This is a genomic window from Luteolibacter ambystomatis, assembly GCF_018137965.1.
Lineage (GTDB): Bacteria > Verrucomicrobiota > Verrucomicrobiia > Verrucomicrobiales > Akkermansiaceae > Luteolibacter > Luteolibacter ambystomatis.
The window spans coordinates 4240621-4266285 of record NZ_CP073100.1 but is presented as its reverse complement, the minus strand read 5'-3'; the positions used below and the strand labels follow the sequence as shown (position 1 = coordinate 4266285).

16 protein-coding genes are annotated in these 25665 nt (G+C 62.4%); 11 read left to right on the top strand and 5 right to left on the bottom strand.

Translation table 11 applies throughout. The features are described 5' to 3' along the window. Positions 1-13: 13 nt before the first annotated feature. Positions 14-2128: a prolyl oligopeptidase family serine peptidase gene (locus KBB96_RS16375; protein ID WP_211630572.1), complete on the bottom strand. Its 2115-nt coding sequence runs from the start codon at positions 2126-2128 to the stop codon at positions 14-16. 67 nt (positions 2129-2195) lie between these two features. Continuing rightward, positions 2196-4310, bottom strand: a complete 2115-nt coding sequence (locus tag KBB96_RS16370; RefSeq protein WP_211630571.1) for a prolyl oligopeptidase family serine peptidase — start codon at positions 4308-4310, stop codon at positions 2196-2198. Positions 4311-4424: 114 nt separating this feature from the next. Here KBB96_RS16370 and KBB96_RS16365 point away from each other — a divergent pair, with 114 nt between their 5' ends. Continuing rightward, a complete protein-coding gene (locus KBB96_RS16365) occupies positions 4425-4844 on the top strand; it encodes a low affinity iron permease family protein (RefSeq protein ID WP_211630570.1) in 420 nt (139 codons plus the stop codon). Positions 4845-4907: 63 nt separating this feature from the next. Here KBB96_RS16365 and KBB96_RS16360 read toward each other — a convergent pair whose 3' ends face one another. Then, positions 4908-9755 carry an Ig-like domain-containing protein gene (locus tag KBB96_RS16360; RefSeq protein ID WP_211630569.1) on the bottom strand — a complete coding sequence of 1616 codons (4848 nt, stop codon included), beginning with the start codon at positions 9753-9755 and terminating at the stop codon, positions 4908-4910. 394 nt (positions 9756-10149) lie between these two features. Between KBB96_RS16360 and KBB96_RS16355 the strand changes: the two genes are divergently transcribed. Beyond that, positions 10150-11247: a substrate-binding domain-containing protein gene (locus tag KBB96_RS16355; protein WP_211630568.1), complete on the top strand. Its 1098-nt coding sequence runs from the start codon at positions 10150-10152 to the stop codon at positions 11245-11247. On the opposite strand, the gene KBB96_RS16350 is transcribed toward KBB96_RS16355, so the two are convergent. Then, on the bottom strand, positions 11248-11640 hold the full coding sequence (locus tag KBB96_RS16350) for an NINE protein (RefSeq protein ID WP_211630567.1): 393 nt from the start codon (positions 11638-11640) through the stop codon (positions 11248-11250). Positions 11641-11867: 227 nt separating this feature from the next. On the opposite strand from KBB96_RS16350, the gene KBB96_RS16345 reads away from it, so the two are divergent. From KBB96_RS16345 to KBB96_RS16315, 7 genes are all read left to right on the top strand, one after another. Beyond that, positions 11868-13613, top strand: a complete 1746-nt coding sequence (locus tag KBB96_RS16345) for a phosphate ABC transporter substrate-binding/OmpA family protein (protein ID WP_211630566.1) — start codon at positions 11868-11870, stop codon at positions 13611-13613. 63 nt (positions 13614-13676) lie between these two features. Further along, positions 13677-14783, top strand: a complete 1107-nt coding sequence (locus KBB96_RS16340) for an ABC transporter permease (RefSeq protein WP_211630565.1) — start codon at positions 13677-13679, stop codon at positions 14781-14783. Further along, entirely contained in the window at positions 14770-15642 is an 873-nt protein-coding gene (locus tag KBB96_RS16335; RefSeq protein ID WP_211630564.1) for an ABC transporter ATP-binding protein, read from the top strand. The genes KBB96_RS16340 and KBB96_RS16335 overlap by 14 nt, the downstream gene beginning before the upstream one ends. Before the next feature lie 17 nt (positions 15643-15659). Beyond that, the gene (locus tag KBB96_RS16330) at positions 15660-16562 is read left to right on the top strand and encodes a hypothetical protein (RefSeq protein WP_211630563.1); all 903 of its coding nucleotides are present in this window, start codon (positions 15660-15662) and stop codon (positions 16560-16562) included. Between the two features lie 116 nt (positions 16563-16678). Beyond that, positions 16679-17431: a PspA/IM30 family protein gene (locus KBB96_RS16325; RefSeq protein ID WP_211630562.1), complete on the top strand. Its 753-nt coding sequence runs from the start codon at positions 16679-16681 to the stop codon at positions 17429-17431. 32 nt (positions 17432-17463) lie between these two features. Beyond that, complete coding sequence (locus KBB96_RS16320; RefSeq protein WP_211630561.1) at positions 17464-17970, top strand: DUF6985 domain-containing protein; 507 nt, start codon at positions 17464-17466, stop codon at positions 17968-17970. Positions 17971-17997: 27 nt separating this feature from the next. After that, positions 17998-19647 carry an AAA family ATPase gene (locus tag KBB96_RS16315; protein ID WP_211630560.1) on the top strand — a complete coding sequence of 550 codons (1650 nt, stop codon included), beginning with the start codon at positions 17998-18000 and terminating at the stop codon, positions 19645-19647. Positions 19648-19752: 105 nt separating this feature from the next. Here KBB96_RS16315 and dnaE read toward each other — a convergent pair whose 3' ends face one another. Further along, entirely contained in the window at positions 19753-23229 is a 3477-nt protein-coding gene (dnaE, locus tag KBB96_RS16310) for a DNA polymerase III subunit alpha (protein ID WP_211630559.1), read from the bottom strand. Positions 23230-23807: 578 nt separating this feature from the next. Between dnaE and KBB96_RS16305 the strand changes: the two genes are divergently transcribed. Together KBB96_RS16305 and KBB96_RS16300 are read left to right on the top strand one after the other, a co-directional pair. Then, positions 23808-24701: a LysR family transcriptional regulator gene (locus KBB96_RS16305; protein WP_211630558.1), complete on the top strand. Its 894-nt coding sequence runs from the start codon at positions 23808-23810 to the stop codon at positions 24699-24701. Beyond that, positions 24685-25617 (top strand): LysR family transcriptional regulator, encoded by a 933-nt coding sequence (locus KBB96_RS16300; protein ID WP_211630557.1) that lies wholly within the window; start codon positions 24685-24687, stop codon positions 25615-25617. Before KBB96_RS16305 ends, KBB96_RS16300 begins: the two co-directional genes overlap by 17 nt. Positions 25618-25665 lie beyond the last annotated feature (48 nt).

The following is a 25665-nucleotide window of genomic DNA, read 5'->3' as shown; positions in this document are numbered from 1 at the left end:
CGCCAACGGGCCATCAATCCCGTTTCATGTCGAGTGCCTTCGAGAGGAAGGTCCACTCGTCGGCGGACTGTTCGATGCTCTTGTTGAGCGCCGTGCCCGCGCCATGACCGGCGCTGGATTCGATCCGGATGAGCACCGGAGGGCCGTCCTTCGGCTGGCACTCCTGCAATCGTGCGGCGAACTTGAAGCTGTGTGCGGGCACCACGCGGTCATCGTGGTCCGCGGTCATCACCAGCGTGGCCGGATAGCGCGTGCCGGGCTTGAGGTTGTGGTAAGGGGAGTAGGCGTAGAGCGCCTTGAACTCGAGCGGATTGTCCGAGCTGCCGTAGTCGCTCTGCCACGCCCAGCCGATGGTGAACTTGTGGAAGCGCAGCATGTCCATCACGCCCACGTGCGGGATCGCCGCGCCGAAGAGATCCGGACGCTGCACGAGGCAGGCACCCACGAGCAGGCCGCCATTGCTGCCGCCTTGGATCGCGAGCTTGGGTGTGGAGGTGTACTTGTTGGAGATCAGCCATTCACCGGCGGCGATGAAGTCATCGAAGACATTCTGCTTCCGCAGCTTGGTGCCGGCTTCGTGCCACTCGCGGCCGTATTCACCGCCACCGCGCAGGTTTGCCACCGCGAGCACGCCACCCATCTCCAGCCACACCGCGCGCGGGATCGAGAAGCCCGGCGTGAGACTGGTGTCGAAACCACCGTAGCCGTAGAGCAGCGTCGGGTTCGTGCCGTCCAGCTTCAGGCCCTTCTTGTGGACGATGAACATCGGCACCTTGGTGCCATCCTTGCTCGGATAGAAGACCTGTTCGCTTTCATAAGCATCGCTGTCGAAGCCGACCTTCGGTTTCCGCCACAACTTGCTTTCGCCGGTGGCGAGATCGAGGCGGTAGATCGATCCCGGTTCGGTGAAGGTGGAGAAACCGTAGAACGTCTGCTTGTCCTCCTTCTTGCCGCCGAATCCGCCCGCGCTGCCGAGGCCCGGCAGCGTGAGATCGCGGATCAACCTGCCCTCGAAATCCATGCACTTCACCGCGCTCTTCGCGTCCTGCAGGTATTGGCAGACGAGTTGCCCGCCCACGGACGAGATGCCTTTGAGCAGGTCCTTGCTCTCCGGAATGATCTGCTTCCACTTCGCGCGCGCGGGCTCGCGGGTATCGATGGCGATCACGCGGCCGCGCGGCGCATCGAGATCGGTTTTGAAGAAGAATACCGGCCCCTGGTTGTCGATGAAGTCATACTCCGCGTCCGCGTCCGGCAGCAGCTCGACGACCTTGGCGTTCTCGTCGGAGAGATCCTTGTAGAACACGCGGTTTTTTGGATCCGTGCCCTGGCTGATGCTGATGATGAGGTAGCGGCCGTCTTCCGTGACTCCGCCGTGGATGCCCCAGTTGGCGTGGTCCTTGCGCTCATAGACGATCACGTCCTGTTCCTGCGGCGTGCCGATCTTGTGGAAGCACAGCTTCTGGAACTCGTTCTTCTGGGTCAGTGCCGCGCCTTTTTTGGGCTCATCGTAGCGGCTGTAGTAGAAGCCGCTGCCGTCCTTCTTCCAGGATGTGCCGCTGAACTTCACCCACTTGAGATGATCTTCCAGATCCTTGCCGGTGGTGACATCACGGACCCGGATTTCCTGCCAGTCGCTGCCACCGGTGGAGAGTGAATAGGCGAGCAGCTTGCCGTCTTCGCTCGGGCGCTGGCCGCCGAGCGAAACCGTGCCATCCTTCGAGAGCGTGTTGGGGTCGAGCAGGATCCTGCCCTCGGCCTCCGGGGCATCCGCGACCATCAGTACGGCTTGGTTCTGGAGGCCGCTGTTGCGGCTGAAGAACCACTTGCCGCCGTACTCGGTCGGCGCGCCGATGCGTTCGTAGTTCCAGAGAGTGCGCAGGCGCTCGCGGATCGCCTCGCGGCGCGGGATGCCATCCAGGAAAGCGTGCGTGACTTTGTTTTCCTCCTGCACCCAGGCCTTGGTGTCCGCGGCGTTGTCATCCTCCAGCCAGCGATAGGGATCGGCCACCTTGGTGCTGTGGTAGTCATCGGTGACGGTTTCCTTGCGGGCGGCGGGGTAGCCCGGCGCGGCATGAATGAGGCAGGTGATGGCGGACAGGCAGACCAGCGGGGACGGAATTTTCATACGCGACAAATTAGAACTGGCCGTCCCTACGTCCGCTGGCCAGCGGATTTGTCGGCGTCGGGTTTCCTCATTCCATCCCGAGTGTCTTGCTCAGGAAGGTCCACTCGTCCGCGGCTTGGTCGATGGCCTTGGTCAACGAGGTTCCCGCGCCATGGCCGGCGCTGGATTCCACGCGGATGAGCACCGGAGGGCCGTCCTCTGGCTGGCACTCCTGGAGGCGGGCTCCGAACTTGAAGCTGTGGGCGGGCACCACGCGGTCATCGTGGTCCGCGGTCATCACCAGCGTGGCCGGATAGCGCGTGCCGGGTTTCAGGTTGTGATAGGGCGAGTAGGCGAACAGGGCCTTGAAGTCATCCGGCTTCTGAGGATCTCCGTATTCCGCCTCCCATGCCCAGCCGATGGTGAATTTCGGGAAACGCAGCATGTCCATCACGCCCACCTGCGGGATCGCCGCACCGAACAGCTCCGGCCGCTGCACCATGCAGGCACCGACGAGCAGGCCGCCGTTGCTGCCGCCCTGGATCGCCAGTTTTGGTGACGAGGTGTACTTGTTCGCGATCAGCCATTCGCCCGCGCCGATGAAGTCATCGAATCCGTTCTGCTTCTTCGTCTTGAAACTCGCTTCATGCCAGTCGCGGCCATATTCACCGCCACCGCGGATATTCGCCTGCGCGTAGATGCCGCCCATCTCCATCCACACGATCCGCGGAATCGAGAAATCCGGCGGGCTGCTGATCGCGAAGCCGCCGTAGCCATAGAGCAGCGTCGGGTTGGTGCCATCGAGCTTCAGGCCCTTCTTGTGGACGATGAACATCGGCACCCTGGTGCCGTCCTTGCTCGGGTAGAAGACCTGCTTCGTCTCGTAGTCGTCCGGATTGAATCCCACCTTCGGCTGCTTCCACAGCGTGCTTTCGCCGGTGGCGGGATCGAGGCGATAGACCGCGCCCGGCTGGGTGAATCCACTAAAGTTATAGTAGGTTTCCTCGTGTTCCCGGCGGCCCTCCAGGCCGTAGATGCTGCCGATTCCGGGCAACGCCACATCACGGAGGAATTTCCCCTGGCGGTCGTAGGTCTTCAGCGCCGACTTCGCATCCTGAAGGTAGTGGCAGGTCAGCACTCCGCCGACGGTGGAGATGCCCTGCAGCAGGTCCTTCGATTCCGGAATGATCTCCTTCCACTTGTCGCGGCCGGGCTCGCGGGTGTCGATGGCGACCACGCGTCCACGGGGCCCATTCAAGTCGGTTTTGAAAAGGAACACCGGCCCGTCGTTGTCGATGAAGCTGAACTCCGCATCGCCCTCCGGCAGCAGGTCCACCACCTTGGCATCCGGCTGCGACAGATCCTTGTAGAACACGCGGGTCTTTTCCTCCGTGCCCTCGCTGGAGGTGATGATGAGATAACTTCCGTCCTCCGTGACATCACCTCCGATGCCCCATTCGGGATGATCCTTGCGCTCATACACCAGCGGGTCCGCCGATTGCGGAGTACCGAGCTTGTGGAAATAGAGCTTTTGGAACTCATTCTTGTCGGTCAGCGCCGCGCCCTTCTTCGGTTCGTCGTAGCGGCTGTAATAGAAGCCGCTGCCGTCCTTTGCCCATGAAATGCCGCTGAACTTCACCCACTTCACCACGTCCTTGAGATCCTTGGTGGTGGTCGTGTCGCGGACCCGGATCTCCTGCCAATCGCTGCCGGCGGAGGAAACCGCGTAGGCCAGCAGCTTGCCATCGGTACTGGCGGACTCGTTCTCTACCGAAACGGTGCCGTCCTTCGAGAGCTTGTTGGGATCGAGCAGTACCTTCGCCTCGCCTTCGGGCGAGTCCGATACATACAGTACGCCGTGGTTCTGGAGGCCGCTGTTGCGGTAGGTGAACCACTTGCTGCCATAGCGGAACGGCGTGCCCACGCGCTGGTAGTTCCAGAGTTCGCGGAGGCGCTTGCGGATTGTTTCCCGGCGCGGGTTGGCATCCAGCCAGGCACGGGTCACCTTGTTTTCCGCCGCGGCCCAGGCCTTGGTTTCCTTCGAATTGTCATCTTCCAGCCAGCGGTACGGGTCCGCAACCCTGGTGCCGTGGTAGTCGTCGGAAACGTCCACCTCGCGCGCGACGGGGTAGGCCGGTGCGGCATGGAGCGGAGAGGAAAGGGCGAGCAGGCAGATCCAGGAACGCGGGGCCGGAAACTTCATGGCTGTCCGCACCATGGCGGACCTGTGGCGGTGGCACCAGAGAATCCTTCGCGCCGTCATTTGATTCCCATAGGGATGCCGTTAGTGTGCAGGTTGGAACTTCATTCACCTGCCATGGTCACCCGCAAAAACTCCTGGTTCACCCGTTTTGCCAAGAAAACGTCCGGCTACGCGGGCAAGCCGGCCACCTTCGCCGGAGCGGTACTCCTGCTCGTCGTCTGGGCCTGCTTCGGACCGGCTTGCAAATACAACGATACCTGGCAGCTCGTGATCAACACCAGCACCACCATCGTCACCTTCCTGATGGTGTTCCTGATCCAGAACACCCAGAACCGCGACTCGGAAGCCCTCCAGATCAAGCTCGACGAGATCATCCGCGTGGTGGAAGGCGCGAACAACGGACTGCTCGATCTTGAAGAACTGGAGGACAAGGAGCTCGATGAGATCCGGGAGAAGTTCCTCAAGCTCGCCGCCGAGGCGCGGAATGAAATGGACGGGCGGAAGGAAAAGAAGGGAAAGACGGAGGGGAGTTGAAATGAAAAAACCTTCCCCGCACATGAGGCGGGGAAGGCTTGGGAAGAACAAGCGTTGCGGATCTCAGGGAGTCGCGGTGACGTTGTCGATCTGCGCGCGACCGAGCAGGCTGTTGTTGTGGCTCGTTTCGGCGAGGCCGATGTAAACGCTCGTGCCCATGGTGATGGTCGTGGAGCCGACGGTCGTCCACGTGGAGCCATCGGTGGAACGATAGGCGGTGAACGCGCTGCCGGTGCGGTTCACCCGCAGCCAGACCGGCGCGGTGATGCCGGTGTTCTGCACGTTGTTCGAGCTGCCGCCGGTGGTGGTGCGGTTCTGGAACGCCACACCATTGGACGGGCTGATGTAGACGGAGGCGTGGGTCGAGTTCGCCGCCAGCGTTTCACGGATCATCACGCCCGCTTTCGCCCAGCCATCGGTATTCGCCACTCCGTTGACGCGCGCGATGATGTCGCAATCACCCGTCGCGGCCTGATAGGTGTAGCGGAAGGCATCCGCCGTGCCCCAGATGTCCGCACCGGAGGCACTGAGCGTGTAAATGCCGCCGTTGTTGATCGCGCTTCCGGCGATGCCGGTCGAACCGATGTCCTGGGACTGCCACGGACTCGGCACCGCGACGACCGAAACCCTGTCGAAGGTGGCGGTGCACAACGTGCTGTTTGAGACGCTGCACACCAGCAGGCCGGCATACACCGGTGAGCCCATGGTGATTGTGGTCGAGCCGATGGTGGTCCAGGTGGTTCCATCCGCCGAGCTGTAGGCCGTGAACAGATTGCCCGCGCGCACCAGACGCACCCAGTTGTTCGGATAGGCATTGAGCGCCGGGCCGCTGGTCGAACTGCTGCCACCACCGGTGCTGGTGCGGTACTGGAGATTGAAGCCATGGCCGGGAGTGACGAACACGTCGGCGTGCTTCGAATTCGCATCCAGTGTCTCGCGGATCATCACGCCCGCCCGCGCCCATTCGTGGGTGTTGGTTTCCGAAGTGACGCGTGCGCGGATGTCACAGTCACCGGTAATGGCCTGGTAGCTGTAGCGGAATTGATCCGAGCTTCCCCAGACATCGGAGCCGGAACCGGACATCGTGTAGGTGCCCGCAGACCAGCTCGCGCTGCCCGCCACACCGACCGAGCCCACGTCCTGCGAGGCCCAGCCGTAGGGCAGTGGGTTGGACGGAGCCGCGGCCACGGTGATGATCGCCGGAGCGGACGACATCTGGGCCGTGCCATTGTAAACGACATTCGCGGTGATGGTGTAGGTTCCGGCAGCGACGCCATCCCACGTATAGTAGTACGGAGCGGCGGCGGATTCACCCAGCAGGGTGGTGCCGTTGTAGAACTGCACCTTGTTGATGGTCGTGCCATTCGCGGTGACGCTCGCGGACAGGTTCACGGTCGGCGCGACCGGTGAAGCAGGCGTGGTCAGCGTGACTGCGGGCGAGGAAGCCAGTGCCGCATCCCGGAGTGCGGTCAACTGGGTGGAGCTCAGTGCCTGGTTGTAGATGGAGAACTCGCTCATCTGGCCCTTGAAGCGGCGCGAGGACTGGTTGGTGTCCCAGCCCAGGTAGGTCGTGCCGGCGAAGGCCTCCGTCGTGTGGCTGGTGGTGTTCACCGCCGAGGTCAGGCTGCCATTATTCCCCATGTAGATCGTGGCCTTGGTCGGCTCGATCACGAGCGCCACGAAGGTCCATTGCCCATCGGTCGGCACCAGGCCGGAGCCCCAGCCCCAGTTGGTGTTGTTCCAAGTGTAGTGCAGGTCGTTGGACGAACCGAAGTGCAGGCCTGCCTGGGTGCCGCCGTCACGGGAATAGAAGATCCCGGACCACGCGGTTTGCGAGCCGTTGCGCTTGATCCAGCCGGCGATGGTCGCCGAGTTGGAGGTCAGGTTCAGCGGCGGCAGTGCCACATCGGCATCGGTGCCGTTCAGTTCGATCACCTTTTGAGAAGGCTCGAAGCCGTTGTAGGGTGTGGTGCCGAGCGTGCTGGAAACGTAGCCCAAGCCGCCGAGCGCGGTGCCATTGAGGTTGCCCGCGGAATCCGCGATCACCGGTCCGGCGCTTTCATTCAGACGCCAGCAGGCCAGCGGCGAGGCCGCAAGGACGGCCGCGTCATACGGCGTGGGAGTACGCACGGTGAGGGTGGAAGTACTGCTGGTGGCACTGCCATTGGCGGTGGTGACCAGTACGCGGTAGATGCCGCTGTTGCCCGGCTGGAGGTTGGTCAGTGTGAGGGTCGCGGAGGTAGCACCGGAGATATTCACGCCATTCTTCTGCCACTGGTAAGTGTAGCCGGGTTGGCCGACCACGGCTGACTTCAGCGTGATGCTCTGGCCGGTGAACTCGGTGGTGCTGGCCGGTGAGACGGTTGCGCTCGGCGCGCCGGTGATCGTACCGGACAGGCTCACGTTGTCGAAGCCGGCATGCGGAATGTACTGGAGCAGGTTCCATGAGGTGAACTGGAACACCCCGGCATAGAGGGTGGAACCGATGCCGCTGATGGTCACGCTGTTCACCTGGGTCCAGGTGGTGCCATTCTGCGAGATCGAGCTGACGAAGGTGTCGCCGGTGCGGACCAGCTTGAACCATTTGTTCCCTCCGCCGAGGTTCTCCGATGTCCGGTCCGGCGCACCGTTGCCGCCCGCCATCGTACTGTCTTCGTAGTAGGTTCCACCGTTGACCTCGCCGAAGATCGCGGCGTAGCGGGTGCTGTTCGAGTTTCCTCCCAGCGGATTGCCGGTGTCCGGATTCAGGGTCGCACGGAGGATGATGCCCGCTTTCGCGCTGCTGTCCGGAGTGGTTCCGTCCGGCAGGGTGCCCGCGCTGGTGATGTCCGAAAGACGGGCGATCAGCGTGCAGTCTCCCGTGACCTGGCGTGTCAATGTATTGAACGAATCGCCGGTCAGGCCGAGGGTGTCTCCCAGGAGCCTGCCGCCGGTCGGATAGAGGTGCTGGGAGCCGATCGCGCTGAGCGTCCATGGGCTGACATCCATGTTGGTGGTGGTCAGCGCGGTCTGGGGGCCGGAGTCGGTGGTGTAGCCGCTGTTGTAATACAGGCGGGCCCGCAGTTGGTTCGCGCTGGAGGCGCCCAGGAAGGCATTCACGGTGTAGGGCGCGAGGGTCGATTCGCCCAGGAGCACCGGCCCGGAGAAATACTGGACCTTGTTGACCGTCGCTCCATTGGCCGTGACCGTGGCGGTCAGCGGCACGCTGGCACCGGAGACCGTCGCTCCGTTGGCCGGGGTGGCGAGGGCGATGGATGGATCGCTGCCGCCGGGAACGCGTGACCACGCGCTGCCGGGGATCTGGGCCTTGGAAATACCAGGACCCTCGTAGTTCAGCTTGATGTCATCCCAGTAGGTGGTCTGCCCGCGCTGGCTGGAGAAGGCGTACTGGACGCTCACGGTATGCTTTCCCGCCGCGAGGGCGATCCAGCCGCTCTTCTCGGACGGCTGGTGCTGGCCGTCGAAGTTCACCACCTCGGTGCCGTCGATCACCAGCTTGCTGCTGTCGAAGGAGTACAGCGAGAAGGTGTAAATCCCGGTGGTGGGCACCTCCAGATAGCCGCTGTAGTTGAAGGCATACTGGCTGCGACGGCGGCGCGGGCTGGTGTCCACGAAATCGACCGCGCCCTGCTGGACTGGAGTCAGGGAACCGAATGTCGGCAGCGTGGTCCAATCCACGCCGCCGCCGGCTTCATAGTACTGGTAGCCCAGGCCCGCCACCGTGCCGCTCACGCTGGCAGCCGCGCTGGGCGTGGCGGCGGATGGCGTGATGAGCACCGGCGTGCCGGTGCGGTCGAAGATGTCAGTGATGGTGAGGCGCACGTACGGGGTGGCCACTCCGGTGATGTCCAACAGCTTCTGCCGCGCCTCGGGCTCGTTCTCGACGAACGTCACCGAGGGCGTGCCGGTGTAGCCGGAGTTGTTGAACACCTCGATCTTGTAGCCGAGCTGCGGCGAACTGGTCGCGGGGGATGCCCACTGCACCATCAACTGGCTGCCGCTGGTCTTCGCGCTGGAGCTCGAGACCACGATCGCATCAAACGCGGGCGTGGAGGGCTGGGTGATGGTCAGCGTCTTGGTGGTGCCGACCACGTTCGGCGTGTAGGAATTCCCCAGCGGATCCGAGGTGACTTTGTACATGCTGCTGGCAAAGGCGTAGGAGCCATCACTGCTCAGCGCGGCATAGCCGCCTTTCCAATCGGGATCATTCGGATTGAGTCCGTTCCAACTGATGTTGATGGTGCTGGCGGACTGGATCGTGCTGGCCGGAGTTCCATACTGGTGGACATAGGCGTTGCGGAAATCGATCTGCTTCGCGCCGTTGTAGGGCGGATAGCCTTCGATGAATCCGCCGAGGCCGGTGACGCCCCGGGGAGCGAACGGCGTCTGATAGGTGCCGCAGTGATACCAGTTGCCGGTGGAATTGTCCCGCATCCACTGGCCCGCGTAGCCCTTGTGCGGCGTACCATCGGCCGGACGCCAGCAACGCAGCGCGAAGCGGTACCAGACATTCGCCTGGATGCCGAAGCTCGGCAGGTTGGTCATGCCCCCGGAAGTGCCTTCACCGCCGTTGCCATCGTGGCCGCTGGTGGTCGATCCGAGATAGGCGATCTTCAATGCGTCACCCGGAGTGATCGGATTGCTGATCGGCCAGGTGGACCAATGCCAGAAACGGCCGTTCGAGTCCCCGACGCCCGTGTAGAAATCGAAGGACGCGCCTTCATCGCTCACGACGGGACAGCCGTTGCCAAGGAATGGACTCCAGTTTCCGGCCTGGAAATAAGGCCGGCGTTCTTCCACCGTCACCCAGTCGAGAGTGCCGGTGGTGTTGTAGCTTCTTCCGTCAGCCCATCCCGATTGGGGAGCCAGCAGAAGCGCCGCGAGCAGCGTTTGCTTCAGTGTGGATTTCATATGGGTTTGCGCAATTTCGGCAAATGCCGGAACGAACAGGCGACCCTTCACGGCCCTGTGGGCCCGACGAAAACGGCGTAGCACAGGACGCATCAAGGGAATGGAATCCGCCTTTCCGGTGGATTCACTCCGCGTGGTATCCCATCCGTGAGTAATTGCGATTTTCTTTGAATGATTGGTGGTCCGTTGAGCGGACCACGGGATGGCTACCTATCAGTTTCAAGTTTCATGCACAAAAACGGACATCAAGGGTTCTTCGAATCCCAAAATCCAAAACAAGAAATTCGATGCAATATCTTGATTGCAAAGAATATCCCAAGTTTCCATTTGACTCCGTCCCTCTACCTTGCAGGGTAACTTTCGCGTTTGTTGTCCGTTGCTTTTCGTTCATCCCATGCAACTCCCGCGTGCCATCTCCATCAGTGAATCCACGGCCGAAGTCATCAAAACGGGACTGCAGACACGACGATGGCCGAGCCTGCCCGGAGAACGTCATCTGGCGACCGAACTGGGAGTGAGCCGTGCGACGGTGCGCAACGCGCTGGCGCTGCTCACGGAGATGGGCCACCTCTCGTCACCCAGCCAGGGACACAAGCGGTCCGTGCGCGCGCTGCCGGTGGAAGCATCGCGCGATGGCCTGCGGGTGGATCTCCTGATCGGCCGTGATTTCCATTTTCTCGATCAGGATGACCGGCAGGTTCTGACCGGCCTCTCGGAGGCGATCATGAAAGCCGGGCATCGGATGGCGCAGGACTTTCCGAATCTGAGCACGATCAAGCCGACGGCGGGTGGGTTCGAGCGGTTCGTCAAAGACCGCGCCGCGGATGTGCGGATCATCTACGGCGGAGCCTGGGAAAGCCTGCGCTGGTTCGCGGAGCGACCGGAGCCGGTGTTGGCCCTGGGAGGCCGCTCCTTGGGCCTGAACCTGGACAGCATCGGGATCGACACCAGCCTGGCGGTGGGTGACGCGGTGCGCACCCTGACCCGGCTCGGCCATCGCCGGATCGCCTTCATCTGCCACCGCTATATCCGGGAGGCACCGACACCGGGAAGGATACTCAGGGCATTCATCGACGCGCTGGCCGATGCGGGGGTCGAGGCTTCCCCCTACAATCATCCGGCCTGGGACGAATCCGTGGAGGGCCTGCAGGAGGTTCTGGAGGAGCTGTTCCGGATCACGCCACCTACGGCAATCATCGTAGGAAGCTCGCTGGCCCTCGCGGGATTGATGTCCTTCTGCAACCGGTGCGGCCTCCGCATTCCCGAGCATCTCTCGCTGGTGGTGCTGGAGAGTTCCCTGAGCGTCCAGTGGTTCCGGCCGAAGCTGGCCATGATCCGCATCGCGCCGTGCGCGGAGCTTGTTTCCGCAGCGATGGATTGGTTGAAGCATCCATCCCGCGAAGGACGCGAACCGCTGGTGAAGCTCCTGCCATCCTCATTCCTGCCGGAGGCAAGCCTCGCACCCCCGTATGTCGGGAAGCTGCCCCGTTAGTCACGCGGCTCGGTTGCGCTCGTCCACCTGCTCGTTGAGCGTGCAGAAGTCGTACAACCAGCCGATGCCAAGAAGACCGCCGGTCAGCAGCCAGAGGATACCGGTGCCGGTCTTGCCGAGATAGAAGCGGTGGATGCCGAAATATCCCAGGAAGGTCTGGAGGAGCCAGGCGGCCGTATAATCATAACGTCCTGCCGTGTAGGTGCGGGCGGCTTCACGTTCCATCGAGGGGATGAGGAACAGGTCGATGAGCCAGCCGATGCCGAGCAGGCCCGCGGTGAGGAACCACAGGATGCCGGTCGCGGTGCGGCCGTAGTAGAAACGGTGTGCGCCGGTGAAGCCGAAGATCCAGAGCAGGTAGCCGATGGCCTTGCTGTGAGTCGGAATGGACATGATGGATAGAGAACATCATTCCGGGATGCCCGCCTTATGGAAAAGAGGTTCCTCTTTGGAACCCGAAAAGGATTGATGGGGTTGTTCACAATTCATAGGACAGCGGACGTCCGTTTTGCCTTCCGCCGGCCACCCGGTCCTCCGGGGATCTGTTGGAACCCGCAGAGCGGACGAAAGACCCCATGGAAAACCGCGCGGCATGAGGGCCCGCGCCTATCACAACGACTATGAATGAATCGCCCAAACCGAAACCGCTGTTCTTCGTCGTGCTCGCCTGCGTTGTCGCCGGCCTGCTCGCGTATGGATTCCGGAACGTGCTCTTTCCGAAGGGCAGGGAACATGCGCCGACGACCATCAGCGCCGACGACCTGAAACAAGCGTCGGGCGTGGAAGCCGCGGACTCGAACGTCCCGACCACCGTCAAGGAATACACCTTCAAGCCCAGCGAGAAGCTGCCGCCGGTGAAGGCCACCAGCGCCTATGAACCGCTGCAGGCGCGCACTGTGAAGTTCGCCCTCAATGTGTGGGCGGGCTGGGCTCCCATCATCCTCCAGAACGAGGGCGGTGCCCCCGGCAAGATCTGGACCACTCCGTCCGGCCAGCCGTTCAAGGTCGAACTGGTGCTCATCGACAATCCCGTGGCGATGCGTGATGCGTATGCCGCCGGCAAGGTCCACATCGGCTGGGCCACGCTGGACATGGTGCCGTTGTTCATGGACGAGCTGAAGAAGGACCCGCGCCTGATGCCGCGCATCTATCAGCAGGTGGACTTCTCCAACGGGGGTGACGGCATCGTGATCCGCCGCAAGGCCGCGAAGGACCCCGCCAAGCCGACGGTTTCCGACCTGCGCGGCAAGAAGGTCGTGCTCGCCCAGAACTCGCCGTCCGAGTACTTCCTTCTCAATGCGCTGGTGAACGGCGGCGTGCAGCCGTCCGAAGTCCAGTTCATCTACACCGAGGACGCGTTCCAGGCCGCGGCTGCTTTCAGCGCGGACAAGAGCATCGCCGCCTGCGTGTCATGGGCTCCGGACATCTACAACCTGTCCAAGATCGCGGACAACCACCTCCTCGTCAGCACCGCCACCGCGAACAAGCTGATCGCGGACGTGTGGTTCGCCCGCTCCGACTTCGCCCGTGACAATCCGGACATCTGCGAAGGCCTCGTCCGCGGCGTCTTCGCCGGCATGGAGAAGATGAAGACCGAGGAAGGCCGCAAGCAGGCCGCCTCCCACATGTCGAAGCTCTACAGCATCCCGGAGGCCGACACGCTCGGCATGCTGGGCGACGCCCATTCGACCAACTACGCCGAGAACCGCGAGTTCTTCCTCAACCAGAACAACCCCGCCAACTTCGAGCGCACCTGGAACACCGCCTACCTGCTGTATCGCAAGATGAACCGCATCCAGCAGCAGGTGCCCTTCGACCAGGTCATGGATTTCTCGATCCTCCAGAAGCTGGAGAACGAGGAGCCTTTCAAATCGAGCCGCAACGAATACCAGATCAACTTCGCGCCGAAGTCGGTCCAGACGCTGAAGGTCGAAGGCAGCGAGATCCTCACCAAGGTCATCACGCTCCACTTCTATCCGAACTCCTGGGAGCTCCGGAAAACGGTGACCGTGCGTGAGAACGGCAAGGACATCGAGAAGCCCTACGAGCCGAACGTCGATCCGGTGCTGGAGGAAGTCGGCAAGCTCGCCGCCCAGTACGGTGCCGCGAACATCGTGGTGGAAGGTCACACCGATGCCAGCATGAAGGGTCAGGTCAGCGCCCAGATGGTGAAGGAGCTGTCCTCGAACCGCGCCGCCGCGGTGAAGACCGAACTGGTGAAGAAGTTCCCGAACTTCAACCCGAACCAGTTCGTGGTCGATGGCATCGGTTGGGACCGCCCCTTCGATGCCGAAGATCCGATGAACCACGCCAAGAACCGCCGCGTGGAGATCAAGGTTATCGCCTTGGAGAATCCGACCGAGTGAAAAACGTGGCCGCCATCGAGCGGAGCGAGATGGCCGCCACGCTCCTCATCCACTCCTGACGCCATGTCCGATCGCACCAAGGAATCCGGCTCCCTCGTGCCGAAGAAGCGCCATCCGCTGGCCGCATGGCTGAAGCGTTTCGGCACGCTGCGTGACGAGCCTTCGTTGCTCGAGGGCAGCCTGCTCGGCGTGGCGATGATCGGGCTGGTGTTCTTCGTGTGGTGGATTCTCACCCGTGGCGAGAGCGATGCCCGCATTCTCGATCCCTACACGCTGCCCAGCATCAAGGAGACATTCTCGACTTTCCCGTCTCTGTGGTTCGAGCGCGGTCTCTCCATCAGCGCGATGGTCAGTCTGGGTCGCGTGCTTGCAGGCTTCCTGATCGCGGCGGCCATCGCCGTGCCGCTCGGGTTGCTCGCGGGCAGCTATTTCCGCATCGGCGCGATGTTGAAGCCGATCAGCATCTTCGGCCGCAATATTCCCATCGCCGCGTTGATCCCGCTCACGCTCATCTGGTTCGGTCTGGGCGAGGTTCAGAAAGTGATGTTCATCTTTCTCGCCGCGGTGACTTTCGTATTGTTCGACACTACCTCGGCTGCCCGCGCGGTTCCGGACCGCTTTCTGGAAACCGCCTACACGCTGGGGGCGAAACGGAACTGGTCGAAGGGCCTGCGCCTTTCGTGTCTGGTAGGATTGATCTATGCCCTCATCGCCTCGCTCGGCTGGCAGTTCCTCCAGGAACAGGGCAGCATGAACGTGGTGGTGGAAGCGATCCCCGGCGCTCCCGAGCCGAATCCATTCCTTGAGGCCATGGCCACCGGCAAATTCTGGATCCGTGCCACCATCGGTTTCGTTCTCGGCTTCGGCCTGTGGTTTCCGATCCTCAGCCATCAAACATTGCGGAAGGTGATCATGCCAATGGCCATGCCGGACGTGGTGAACAGCCTGCGCCTGCTCTTCGGCCTGGCTTTCGGCTACATCATGCTCGCCGAGGTCATCAATGCGAAGCGGGGCCTCGGCGCGCTGATCAACCTCAGCCAGCGCCAAGGGCCCCGGGAACACATCTACCTTTGCCTGATCGCCATCGCCCTTCTCGCATGGGCCATCGACAAGCTGATCCTGTGGATCCAGCGCCAGGCATTCCCTCACTTGAAACATGGCCAGGACTGAACTCCAGACCGGTGACGCCCCGTGCGAACTCAAGCCGGTGGCATCCGATCCGACGCTGCCGCGCATCGTCGACTTCAAGAACGTGTCGAAGGTGTACCACCCCGGCACGCGGAATGAATTCACTTCGATACGCGACATCAGCTTCCACATCGAGGACACGCCGGATGTCGGTGAGTTCATCGGGATTCTCGGCCCGAGCGGTTGCGGCAAGAGCACCGTGTTGCGCCTGATCGCCGGGCTGGCTCCGCATTTCCCCGCCACCACCGGCGAGGTGCTGGTGCATGGCCAGCCGGTGGAGGGCCCCGGCCCGGACCGCGGGTTCGTGTTCCAGGACTACGCGAACTTCCCTCACCGCACGGTGTTGGAGAACGTCGGCTTCGGTCTCGAATGCGCGCATGTGCCGGACAAGGAACGCATCGAGCGGGCCAATGAGTGGATCGCCAAGGTCGGCCTCGATCCGAAGAAGGACGGCGGCAAGTATCCGCACCAGCTCAGCGGCGGCATGAACCAGCGTGTGGCCATCGCCCGCACCCTGATCATGCATCCACGGATCATCCTGATGGACGAACCCTTCGGCGCGCTCGATCCCGGCACCCGCCAGAACATGCAGGACCTGTTGGTGAAACTGTGGCGCGAGCTGGAGGCCACCGTGTTTTTCGTGACACATGATGTATCGGAAGCCGTCTATCTCGGTGACCGCGTGTTTATCTTCAGTCCGTCGCCGGGGACGATCGTCCACCAGCTGGCGGTCATGCCGCCGGATCGTCCGGCGGCGGAAATGCAGGTGGAGCCCGCCTTCCTGTCCTCGGTGAAGGAAGTGCGCCGCCTGCTCGATCAGGCTGGTAAACCAGCGCTGTAGAATGGAGAGATGGAGTCATGAGTGAAGAAGGTTTGGGAGCGTCCCTCGCGCGGGCTGCCAAATGGCATTGGAATCTCCTCGGCGTGGGGGCGGGCGGAGTCTTCGCTCTGCTCAGCGGCGTGCCGCTTGGCGTGCTCGCGATTCTCGGTGGACTGGAACTGGCCTACCTCGGCTTCCTCGGCCTGAACCCGCGGTTCCAGCGGGTGCTGCGCGGCCAGAAGATGGTGCCGCGCCCGCAGTCCGTGGCCTCGTCCGCCCAGCTTGAGCAACTGATGTCCTTCCTCTCCACCGCGGATACCCAGCGTTTCGCCGCGTTGCGCCAGCGTTGTTCCGATCTGCTGGAACTGCGCCGCAACATGGACTCGAAGGAACCCGGCATGGCCGACCAGTTCCGCGGCGAGGGCCTCGACCGCATGCTGTGGTTGTTCCTGAAACTCCTGCACCAGAAGTCCGGCCTGGAACGCTTCCTCGCCACCACCAGCCGCGAATCGATCATCGCCGAGCTTTCCCGTTCCGAAACCCAGCTCAAGGAAGCGCAGGGCAAGCAGCCCGGTGGCGCGGATGGCCCGGAGAGCCGCCTTGTCACTTCGATCCGCGAACGCATCGCCACCGTCCGCGAGCGTTTGGAAAACCACCAGCAGGCCGGAGAGAACTGGGAACTGGTTTGCGCGGAGATCGACAAGACCGAGCAACAGATCAACCGCCTCTGCGAAGTCGGCATGACCCTGCGTGATTCCGGCGAACTCGCCGCCCAGGTGGACAGCATTTCTTCCTCGCTCCAATCCTCCGAGCGCGCCTTCGCCGATGCCTCGGTGGGTGGTCTGTTGCTCGATGAAGTGCCGCCGCCACTGCTCTCCGCCGCGCTGCCGGTCCGAAGCGGCCCGCCGCCTCTCACCAGCCGTGTCGCTCAGAGCGAATGATCCGCCTCGCCATACCCGCCCGTTTCATGTTCCCATGAGCCTATCCGTGTAATCGCCGGTGCTTTTTGGAATCTGCAAACACCCGCCTTTCCTCTAACATCCTCTCCCATACCGCCATGTTCAAACGCATCGCCAATCTCTTCCGCGGCTTCATCGGCCTGTTCGTCTCCGGCATGGAGAAGCGCAATCCCGAGGCCTTGCTCGAACTGGAGAAGGAAAACCTCCGCACGCAGATCGCGCAGTTCAACCAAGGCCTCGCCGCGCACGCCGGGCTGTGTGAGAAGCTCATCGCCCAGGTGAAGCGCCAGGAGCGGGACGAGCAGGACCTGCGTGCCCGCGCCGCCGCCAACCTCCGCGCGGGCAACCAGCGCCTCGCCGGTGAAATCGCCCTCCAGCTTCAGAACCTCCGCAAGGAGCTCGCCGACAACCGCGGCCAGCTCGGCGATGCCGAGAAGACCTACAAGGAACTCGTCGCCGCCCGCGATTCCGCGATCAAAACCGCCCGCGAGAAAATCGAGTCCCTGCGCCGCGATCTCGATGGCCTCAAGATGCAGAAGGCTCTCGCCGAGATGAACGAGATGGCGTCCGGCATGCTGTCCTCCATCGGTGGCAGCGGCGATACATTGTCGCGTCTCCATGAGATGGTGGAGGAGCAGAAGACCGAAGCCGCAGGCCGCGCCCGCGTCGCCCGCGACAGCATCGATACCACCCAGTTCCAAGCCAAGCAGGCCGAGCGCGAGGCCCTCGAAGACCTCGCCCTCGCCGACCTTGCCGCCGAGCTCGGCATGGCGACCCCGACTCCCAGTACCCCGGCCGCCGCGTCAGCGCCGGTTGAGAAGCAGATGGCTCCGGAACAGCAGCAGCTCTAACGGTCTTTGGTCGCCTCAACGCCGGTCCGGACATGAACGTGCCCTTGCTCGGAAGACTTCGTCCCGAGCCGGATGGTTCTGGTTGGATGGCTTGTGCCCCAATCTCAGTACCCCTTTATGAAGGGCTCGATCTGGATGCCAACATTGAAGGAATCGACGAAGCGGATGCGGGGGAAGCGAATGCCGCGCTTCAGGCGTTTCTCGCACTTGGCACCGATGGGCGGCGCGAAGCACAACCGTACGTCTACCAGCACTACCTCCGCATCGCAAAGCTGTTTGGAGACCAACTGGAATGCCACATCGATTCTCCCGATGATGTCTGGCAGCACATTCACCCGTGTTCCCTCACGCTGACAAAGCGGGAGGAAGACGATTTGATCTACGTCCAGATCTGCGGCGGATGCGATTGGGATGCGGAACACGGGCTGCAAATGATCTATCGAAGGGGGCGGCAGCTTTCACGTGTCAGCGGATATGATGGCCATTTGACCCATTCCGACGCCCATGGTTTGACCGAAGATCAAGATCGGATTGTTTGATCGAAAACCCCTCAATACCCATTTTTCATGCCCGCTCCCGGAATGCCCTCATGGGCGCAGGAACTGATCTCCCTCTATGAATCGGGAGCGGCCTCGCAGTTCATCCTTCATGGCAACATCGGCGACCGCTTGGTGGCCACGGTTGCGGGCACGCCGCGGCTGGTGCCCTTGGAAGGCTTTTTGAAGGACACGCTGCTCCAGCGCTTCGATGTCATTCTCAGCTACGATCTCGGCAACGGGATGCGGGTCGAAAAGGGCGGCGAGACGTTCGCGAAGTGGCCGTCGTTCGGCGAACGCGAGTTGCCGTCCGCGCCGCGTGAGGCGGTGCACGTGATCACCCATTACCTGCGGTTCTGCGCGAACCTCGCGGCGATGAAGCCGGAACGCGCGATCCGCGTGGCGGTCATCGTGCGCGCCGCCGATCTGGTGGTGCCCGCGTCCGCCGGTGGCAGCAATCCCGAAACCAGCGCGATGGCCTTGCAGATCCGCGAGTGGTCCACCGATCCGATGATCACCGGCCACCATTGTGCCAGCTTCCTGATCACGGAGAACTTCAGCGATCTCCATCGTTTGGTCGCACAGAACGCCCGCGCCGCAAGACTCACGGTGCCGTTGCCGGATGCGGGGGCGGTGGAGGCTGCGTTGGAGATCCTGGAGCCCGCCTGTCCGAAAGCGCTTGCTCCTTTCAGTGGTCGACTGGGTGAACCGGCCGCAGCCTTGGTGGGTTCCACGCTTCATGCCGTGGCCTCGCTGCTCCAGCGCCGCCAGCATGCGGCAGCTCCGATCACGGATGCCGATCTGGTGGAGTTGAAGAAGCAGCTTGTGGAGGAGGATGCACAGGGCCTGATCGAGTTCATCCAATCCGGCCGCACGCTCGATGACCTCCACGGTCAGGAAGGCGTGAAGAAATGGCTGCGGCAGGACATCGCGCTGTGGCGGAAGAACGACCTGCAGGCCCTGCCGATGGGCTACCTGTTCTGCGGTCCCGTCGGCACCGGCAAGACCTTCCTCGTCGAATGCCTCGCGGGTGAAGCCGGGGCGCCGGTGGTGAAGATCAAGAATTTCCGCGACCGTTGGGTGGGCTCCACCGAGGCGAACCTGGAGAAGATCTTCCGGCTGCTGGAAGCGCTCGGCCGCTGCATCGTCTTTATTGATGAAGCGGATCAGGCGCTTGGCCGACGCTCCGCGGAATCCGGAGACTCCGGCATCTCCGGCCGAGTGTATGGGATGATGGCGGAGCAGATGAGCCAGAGCCGGAATCGTGGCCGCCTGTTGTGGGCGCTCGCCACCAGCCGGCCCGATCTGGTCGAGGTGGACCTGAAACGTCCCGGGCGTGTGGACGTGAAGATCCCGCTCTTCCCGACCGGCACGCCGGAGGAAGGCTATGGTTTGATCCGTGCTCTGTCGAAACGCCGGGGATTGGTGCTGCCGGAAGGCTTGCCCGAAGATCTGCGTGCGAAAATTCCGGATCTGCTCACGCCCGGTGCCGCGGAGGCGCTCGCGGTGAAAGCGTACCGTGTCACCAAGACCACGGATCTCACCGAATGCGCGGCACTCGCCGAAGCGTTGAAGGACTACCAGCCACCGGTGTCACCGGTGATCTTGGAACAACAGATCGGTCTAGCCGTCGCGGAAGCCACGGACCTCAGCTTCGTGCCCGAGCGGTTCCGGATGTAGGGGGAAGCTCCAGCTTTCCCATTGGGGTTGGAGATCGCCTGGCCGGTGAACCACCGCCAACAGGAGCTGGCGGAGACCATTCGAAAGCAGAGCTTTCGACTACATTCACTCCTCCAACCACCGATCCAGCGCCTCCACCAAGGCCGGGGTGCGTTTGACATGGAACTTCTCCCCGGCCTCCACGGTCACGCGGCGGCCGGCGCTGTTCTGGAAGTGCAGCAGCACCGGCGTCTGGCCCGGATGCTCGACCAGCACGTTGCGGATCTGGTCGATGTCGCGCTCGCCGTGGCGGGTCGTCCACAGCGTCAGCTCCAGCGGGCCTTTCGCAGCAGCGGCTTCGGAGGTGCGCTTCGGCTTCAGCTCGTTAAGCTCATATCCGGTGAGTCGATAACCACCGGTGCGGTCATCCACCTGCACGGAGCACTTCAGCTTGATGATCTTGCCCGCTTCCAGAATGCCATTGTCGCGGGCGGGCACGAAGGTCTCGCCCCACAGCATGATTTCCGAGCTGCCGGTGAAATCCTCCAGGATCAGCACGCCGAATGGCTTGCCGGTCTTGGTGACCTTTGATTCGAGGCTGCGGATCATCCCGGCGAAGGGGAAACGCGCGCGCGGATTGGAAGTGTCCAGTTCATCGACCAAGCCCAACCGGTGATAGCGGTCCGAGTCGATCACGCCGCGGAATTTGTCCAGCGGATGACCGGTGACGTAGAAGCCGAGCAACTCCTTCTCATGTGCGAGGCGGTCGTCCTTCGACCACTCCGGCACGTTCGCGACCGAAGCCTTGGCCGCCGGAGCAGGCGCGGCGAAGTCGAGCGCATCGAACAGCGAGACCTGTCCCGCGGCGCGGTCCTTCTGGGTGGAAGAAGCGGAAGCCACCACCTGCTCCAAGCGACCGAACATGCCCGCGCGGGTTTCTTCAGTCCAATCGAGCGCCCCGGCTTTCACCAGGTTTTCGAGAATGCGCTTGTTCACCGACTTCGAATCCAGACGGGTGGCGAAGTCTTCCAGGGATGAGAACTGGCCTTTCGTTTCGCGTTCTTCGATCGCTGCGGCCATCGCGCCCTCGCCACAGTTCTTGATCGCGGCCAGACCGTAGCGGATACCGCGGCCGCCGGACGGCGTGGTTTCGGGAGCGAAGCGCAGCTTCGAGGCATTGAGGTTCGGTGGCAGGATCTCAATGCCCATGCGGTGGCACTCCGCCACGAATACGCCGATCTTGTCGGTGTTGTGGATTTCGTTGGAAAGCAGGCCGGAGAGGAACTCCACCGGGTGGTTCGCCTTCAGGTAGGCGGTCCAGTAGGAAATGTGGCCGTAGCACGCGGAGTGGGACTTGTTGAAGCCGTAGCCCGCGAACATCTCGATTTTCTCGAAGATCTGGTTCGCCAGCTTCTCGCCGATGCCGTTCGTGGTGAAGGCACCCGAGACGAACTTCGATCGCTCCTCGGCCATTTTCTTCGGGTCCTTCTTGCCCATCGCGCGGCGCAGAAGGTCGGCGCCGCCGAGCGTGTAGCCCGCCAGCAGCTTCGCGGCGTTCTGCACCTGCTCCTGGTAGATCATGACGCCATAGGTATTGCCGCAGACCTTTTCCAGAAGCGGGTGCTCGTAGACCGCCTGCTTGCGGCCCTTCTTCACCTCGATCATCTGGTCGATGAACTGCATGGCACCCGGGCGGTAGAGCGCGAGAAGGTCGATGATGTCATCGATCTTCTCGATCTGATACTTGCGGCAGGTTTCGACCATGCCGCCGGATTCAAGCTGGAACACGCCCATCGTCTCGCCGCGGTTCAGCAGGTCGAAGGTCGGCTGGTCATCCAGCGGCACCTTGGTGATGTCGAAATCCGGCGTGTGCACCTTGATGTGCTCCACAGCGTCCTGGATGACGGTAAGGTTCTTCAGTCCGAGGAAGTCCATCTTCAACAGGCCCACCTCGGTGATCGCGCCCATGTCGTACTGGGTCACGACTTCACCTTCACTCGCGCGGGTGAGCGGGACGTGCTCGTCCAGCGGACGGTCGCCGATCACCACCCCGGCGGCGTGGACGCCCACGTTGCGGACCAGGCCTTCCAGCTTCAGCGCATAGCCCCACAGCTCCTGGTAGGTCGAGGAGCTCTCGATCATCTCCTTGATCTCTGGCTTCGCCTTCCACTCGCCATCGAGGCTGATGCCGGGCTTGGCCTCGATCATCTTGGCGATGCGGTCGGCCTCACCGTAGGACACGCCCATCACGCGGGCCACGTCCCGCAGCACGCTCTTCGCGCCGAGCGTGCCGTAGGTGATGATGTGGGAAACACTACGCTCGCCGTATTTGTGGCGCACGTAGTCGATGACCTCCGGGCGGCGGCTCTGGCAGAAGTCGATGTCGACGTCGGGAGGGCTGACGCGTTCCGGATTGAGGAAGCGTTCGAACAACAGGCCGAACTGGAGCGGGCAGATGTCCGTGATGCCCATCGAGTACGCCACCAGCGAACCGGCGGCCGAACCACGGCCCGGACCCACCGGGATGTCGTGGTCGCGGGCCCACTGGATGAAGTCCGCGGTGATGAGGAAGTAGGACGCGAATCCGAGCTGGTTGATGATGTCCACCTCGTACTTCAGGCGGGTCATCTTCTCCGGATCGGTGGCGCCTTCCTCGCCGTAGCGTTTCACCATGCCCTGCTGGCAGACGCGCATCAGATACTCTTCGCGCGGGGAGCCATCCGGAGTCGGGAACTGCGGGTATTTCTCGGAGCTGGTGGAGTCCAGCTTGATGGCCACGTTGCACTGCTCGGCGATCTCCAGCGTGGCATCGCAGGCACCGGGAATGTCGCGGAACAACTCGCGCATCTCCGCTGCGGTTTTGAAATGGACCTCCGGCGTGTAGCGCATGCGGTTCTCGTCGATCAGCAGGTGGCCGGTACCAATGCAGATCATCACGTCGTGCGCCTCATGGTCGTCGCGATTGAGGAAATGGACGTCATTGGCGGCCACCGGACGCAGCTCCAGGTCTTTCGCCAGCTTCAGCAGCCCGGGGGTCACCTTCTGCTGCGCCTCCAGCCCGTGGTTGTGGATCTCCACCCAGGTATGTTCCCGGCCGTAGATATCGCGGAGGGTCGCCAGCGTCTCGCGGGCCTTGTCCTCGTCGCCCGCCAGCAGCCATTCGTTCACCGGACCGGAAATGCAGCCGGAGAGGCAGGTCACGCCCTTGGAGAATTGGGAGAGGGATTCGTAATCCACCCGTGGCTTGCCGTAGTAGAGACCGTCAAGGTGGCCCAGTGAGACCAGCTTGCTGAGATTGTGCCAGCCCTCCTCGTCCCGGGCCAGCAGGGTCATGTGGGTGGCGCGCTTGCGGCCCACCAGATCGCGCTTGTCGTGGCGGGAGGTTGGCGCGAGGTAGATCTCGCAGCCGAAGATCGGCTTCACCCCGGCCTTCTTGCAGGACTGGTAGAATTCGATCGCTCCGTAGAGGTTGCCGTGGTCGGTCATCGCCACCGCCGGCATGCCGTAGTCCACCGCCTTCTTGGCCAGATCCTTGGTGCGGATCATGCCATCAAGGAGGGAATATTCGGTGTGGAGGTGGAGGTGGACGAACGAATCGGACATCGGGACGGCCCAGCGTAGCCATGCCGTCCGAAAGGGCAAGGAACGGTGCCTGCCATCCTACGTGATCGGGTGGGAGGTGAGGTCACCCTTGCCAACTGAAAATGCTTTAGACAACTTTACTTTTTTGTTCTTCCAGCCCCCGGGAGATCGGACCCCCAGAGCCATTCCAAAGCCGTTCATGACAACGACTCGATCTTCCGTATTCACGCGTGTTCCGCCGCATAAGTATCCTGCTCAAGCTGCTGTGGCGGAATCGTATTTTCCATAACTCCGAGACGTTAACTGCCGGAGTAGGTTTGGCAGATGTTCTTGTGCGTAGCGATGACAAAAGAGCTCTCCCGGACTGAAAATGGAAGCAATCTGTTAAGCTTGGCGATCTTTCAACGTATCCACTTATTCGGACGCAAACCCCCACTTATGGCCGATTTTATGCCCATGATGGCCGAAATTGAAACCATTCTCCATCCTCCCAAGAATCCCTAATCATAAATATCGCGTATTTATTGATAAAAGATGGAGGTATTTCCATCTTTGTTGTTTACTCGCCACCGCTCTCCCTCCCCAACCCAAGCCAATCCATGCCACTGGATGCTCACTACCTCCAAGTCTTCAAAGCCGTACTGACTGAATGCTCGATGAGTCAGGCGGCGATGCGGTTGCGGACCAGCGCTTCCAATGTGAAGCGCATCGTGACCGCGTTGGAAGGGGAACTCGGGGTTCCCTTGTTCGACCGTGAAAGCCGCGGAAAATTCCAACCGACTTCCCACGCCGATCGCCTGAATGAGGAGATGTCGGGATTCCTTCAGGAGATGGAGTCCCTGCAGCAATACGTCTCCGAAATCCGGGAAACCGGACGCTTGCTCCGCATCGGAGCCCAGCGCTGGTTTTTCGAGACCGCCTATTTCGTCCGCCTGTACAATCTGCTGCGCCAGGACGCCCGTTTCCGGGTGACGTTCATGGAAGTTTCCACCGGCCAGGAGCGTACGCTGGTGGAGTCCGGGGCTTGCGACGTTTACGTCGGTCTCGTCAGTCCGGGCAGCAAGAGGGTGGCCACGGTGCATCTCGCGCCTCTGGCGTTGAGCCTGGGTTGCCTGACACCGGGCTTCGCCGTAAGGGATCTTTCGGATCTTTCGGAAGTGACCCCCTGGGCCTTGCACGCTCCGGATTTGCGCGCTGCCAGCCGCGAGTGGTTGCAGGCCATCGAGATGGCGGGAGGTGGCATAGGCCGTCAGGTTACCACCACCCAGTTCCGCGAGTGGACGACCGATCCCGCGAATGGAAGCCTCCAGGCGGTGATCGCGCCCGCTCCCGCGGCGGGAACCTCCTCGCCGGAGATCCACTGGCATTCCCTCAATCTGTTGTCGCCTATTCCCGTGCGGGCGAGCTTCCTGATCCAGCACCCGTATGGCTGCCTGGAACACGCTCTTCACAAAGCCAGCTCGACCTTGAAGCTGCATGAGCATTCAGTTTGATATCGACGAGCTGAAGACCTTCGTCCTGCTGGCGGAAAACGGCCACTTCACCGAAACCGCCCAAACCCTCGGCATCAGCCAGCCCGCGGTCAGCCAGCGCATCGCCCGATTGGAGAACACCTTCGGGCTGATGTTGTTCACCCGCTCCGCGGAGCGGGCGGTGCTGACCAGCTATGGGGAAAAGGTCCTCGACTGCGCGCGGCGCTGCGTGGAGAGCCACGAGGCCATGGGGCGGCGGCTCACCCAGCAGCAGCGGTCCTTCGCCGGGCGGGTGCGGGTGTGGATCGACCACTCCACCCAGGGCGAGAAACTGGCGGCGGCTCTTGAGCAGCGGATTCCGGATCACGTGCAGGTGGAGCGGGTGGATTCCCGTACCGGATCCCCGTGGTCCGAGCGCCTCCGCCACTTCGAATGCGATCTGGCGTTCTCCGGCGTTTTTCTCCAGAGCGATCCTCCGCTGGGACTCAAGAGGATCGAATTGCGGCGCGAAGCGGGCCTGTCCGCCATGTGGGCTCCGCATCACTATCAAATGTCCCCGGAGGCATTCAATCTGGCGGACGTGCTCGGCACCACCCTGCTCGTGGGTTCGGAACGGCTTGTTCCGGGCTTCCGGCATTTCGTGGAGGACTGGTGCCGCCGTGCCTATGGCGCCACCCCGGCCGATATCCTGGAGTTCGATACCGCGCGGGAGGCTTTCCAAGCTTGTCAGGCGGGATATGGCATCAGCCTGAGCCCGGGCAGTTCGGAAGCTCCGTTTGATTCCAGCGGCCTGTCCGTGGAGAAACGGGCTCTCTTCAGCGAGGTCCTGCCAAACGCCTATGCGTACGGCCTCCATATGCGGGAGGGTGAGAAGAACGAAGCGGTGACTGAAATGGCCTCCTGGCTGGTGGAAGCCTACAAGCAAATCCCGGCCTGATTGCAGGTCCATCCGCTGCGGCGGTGGCTTTCGATCCGATCATTTGCT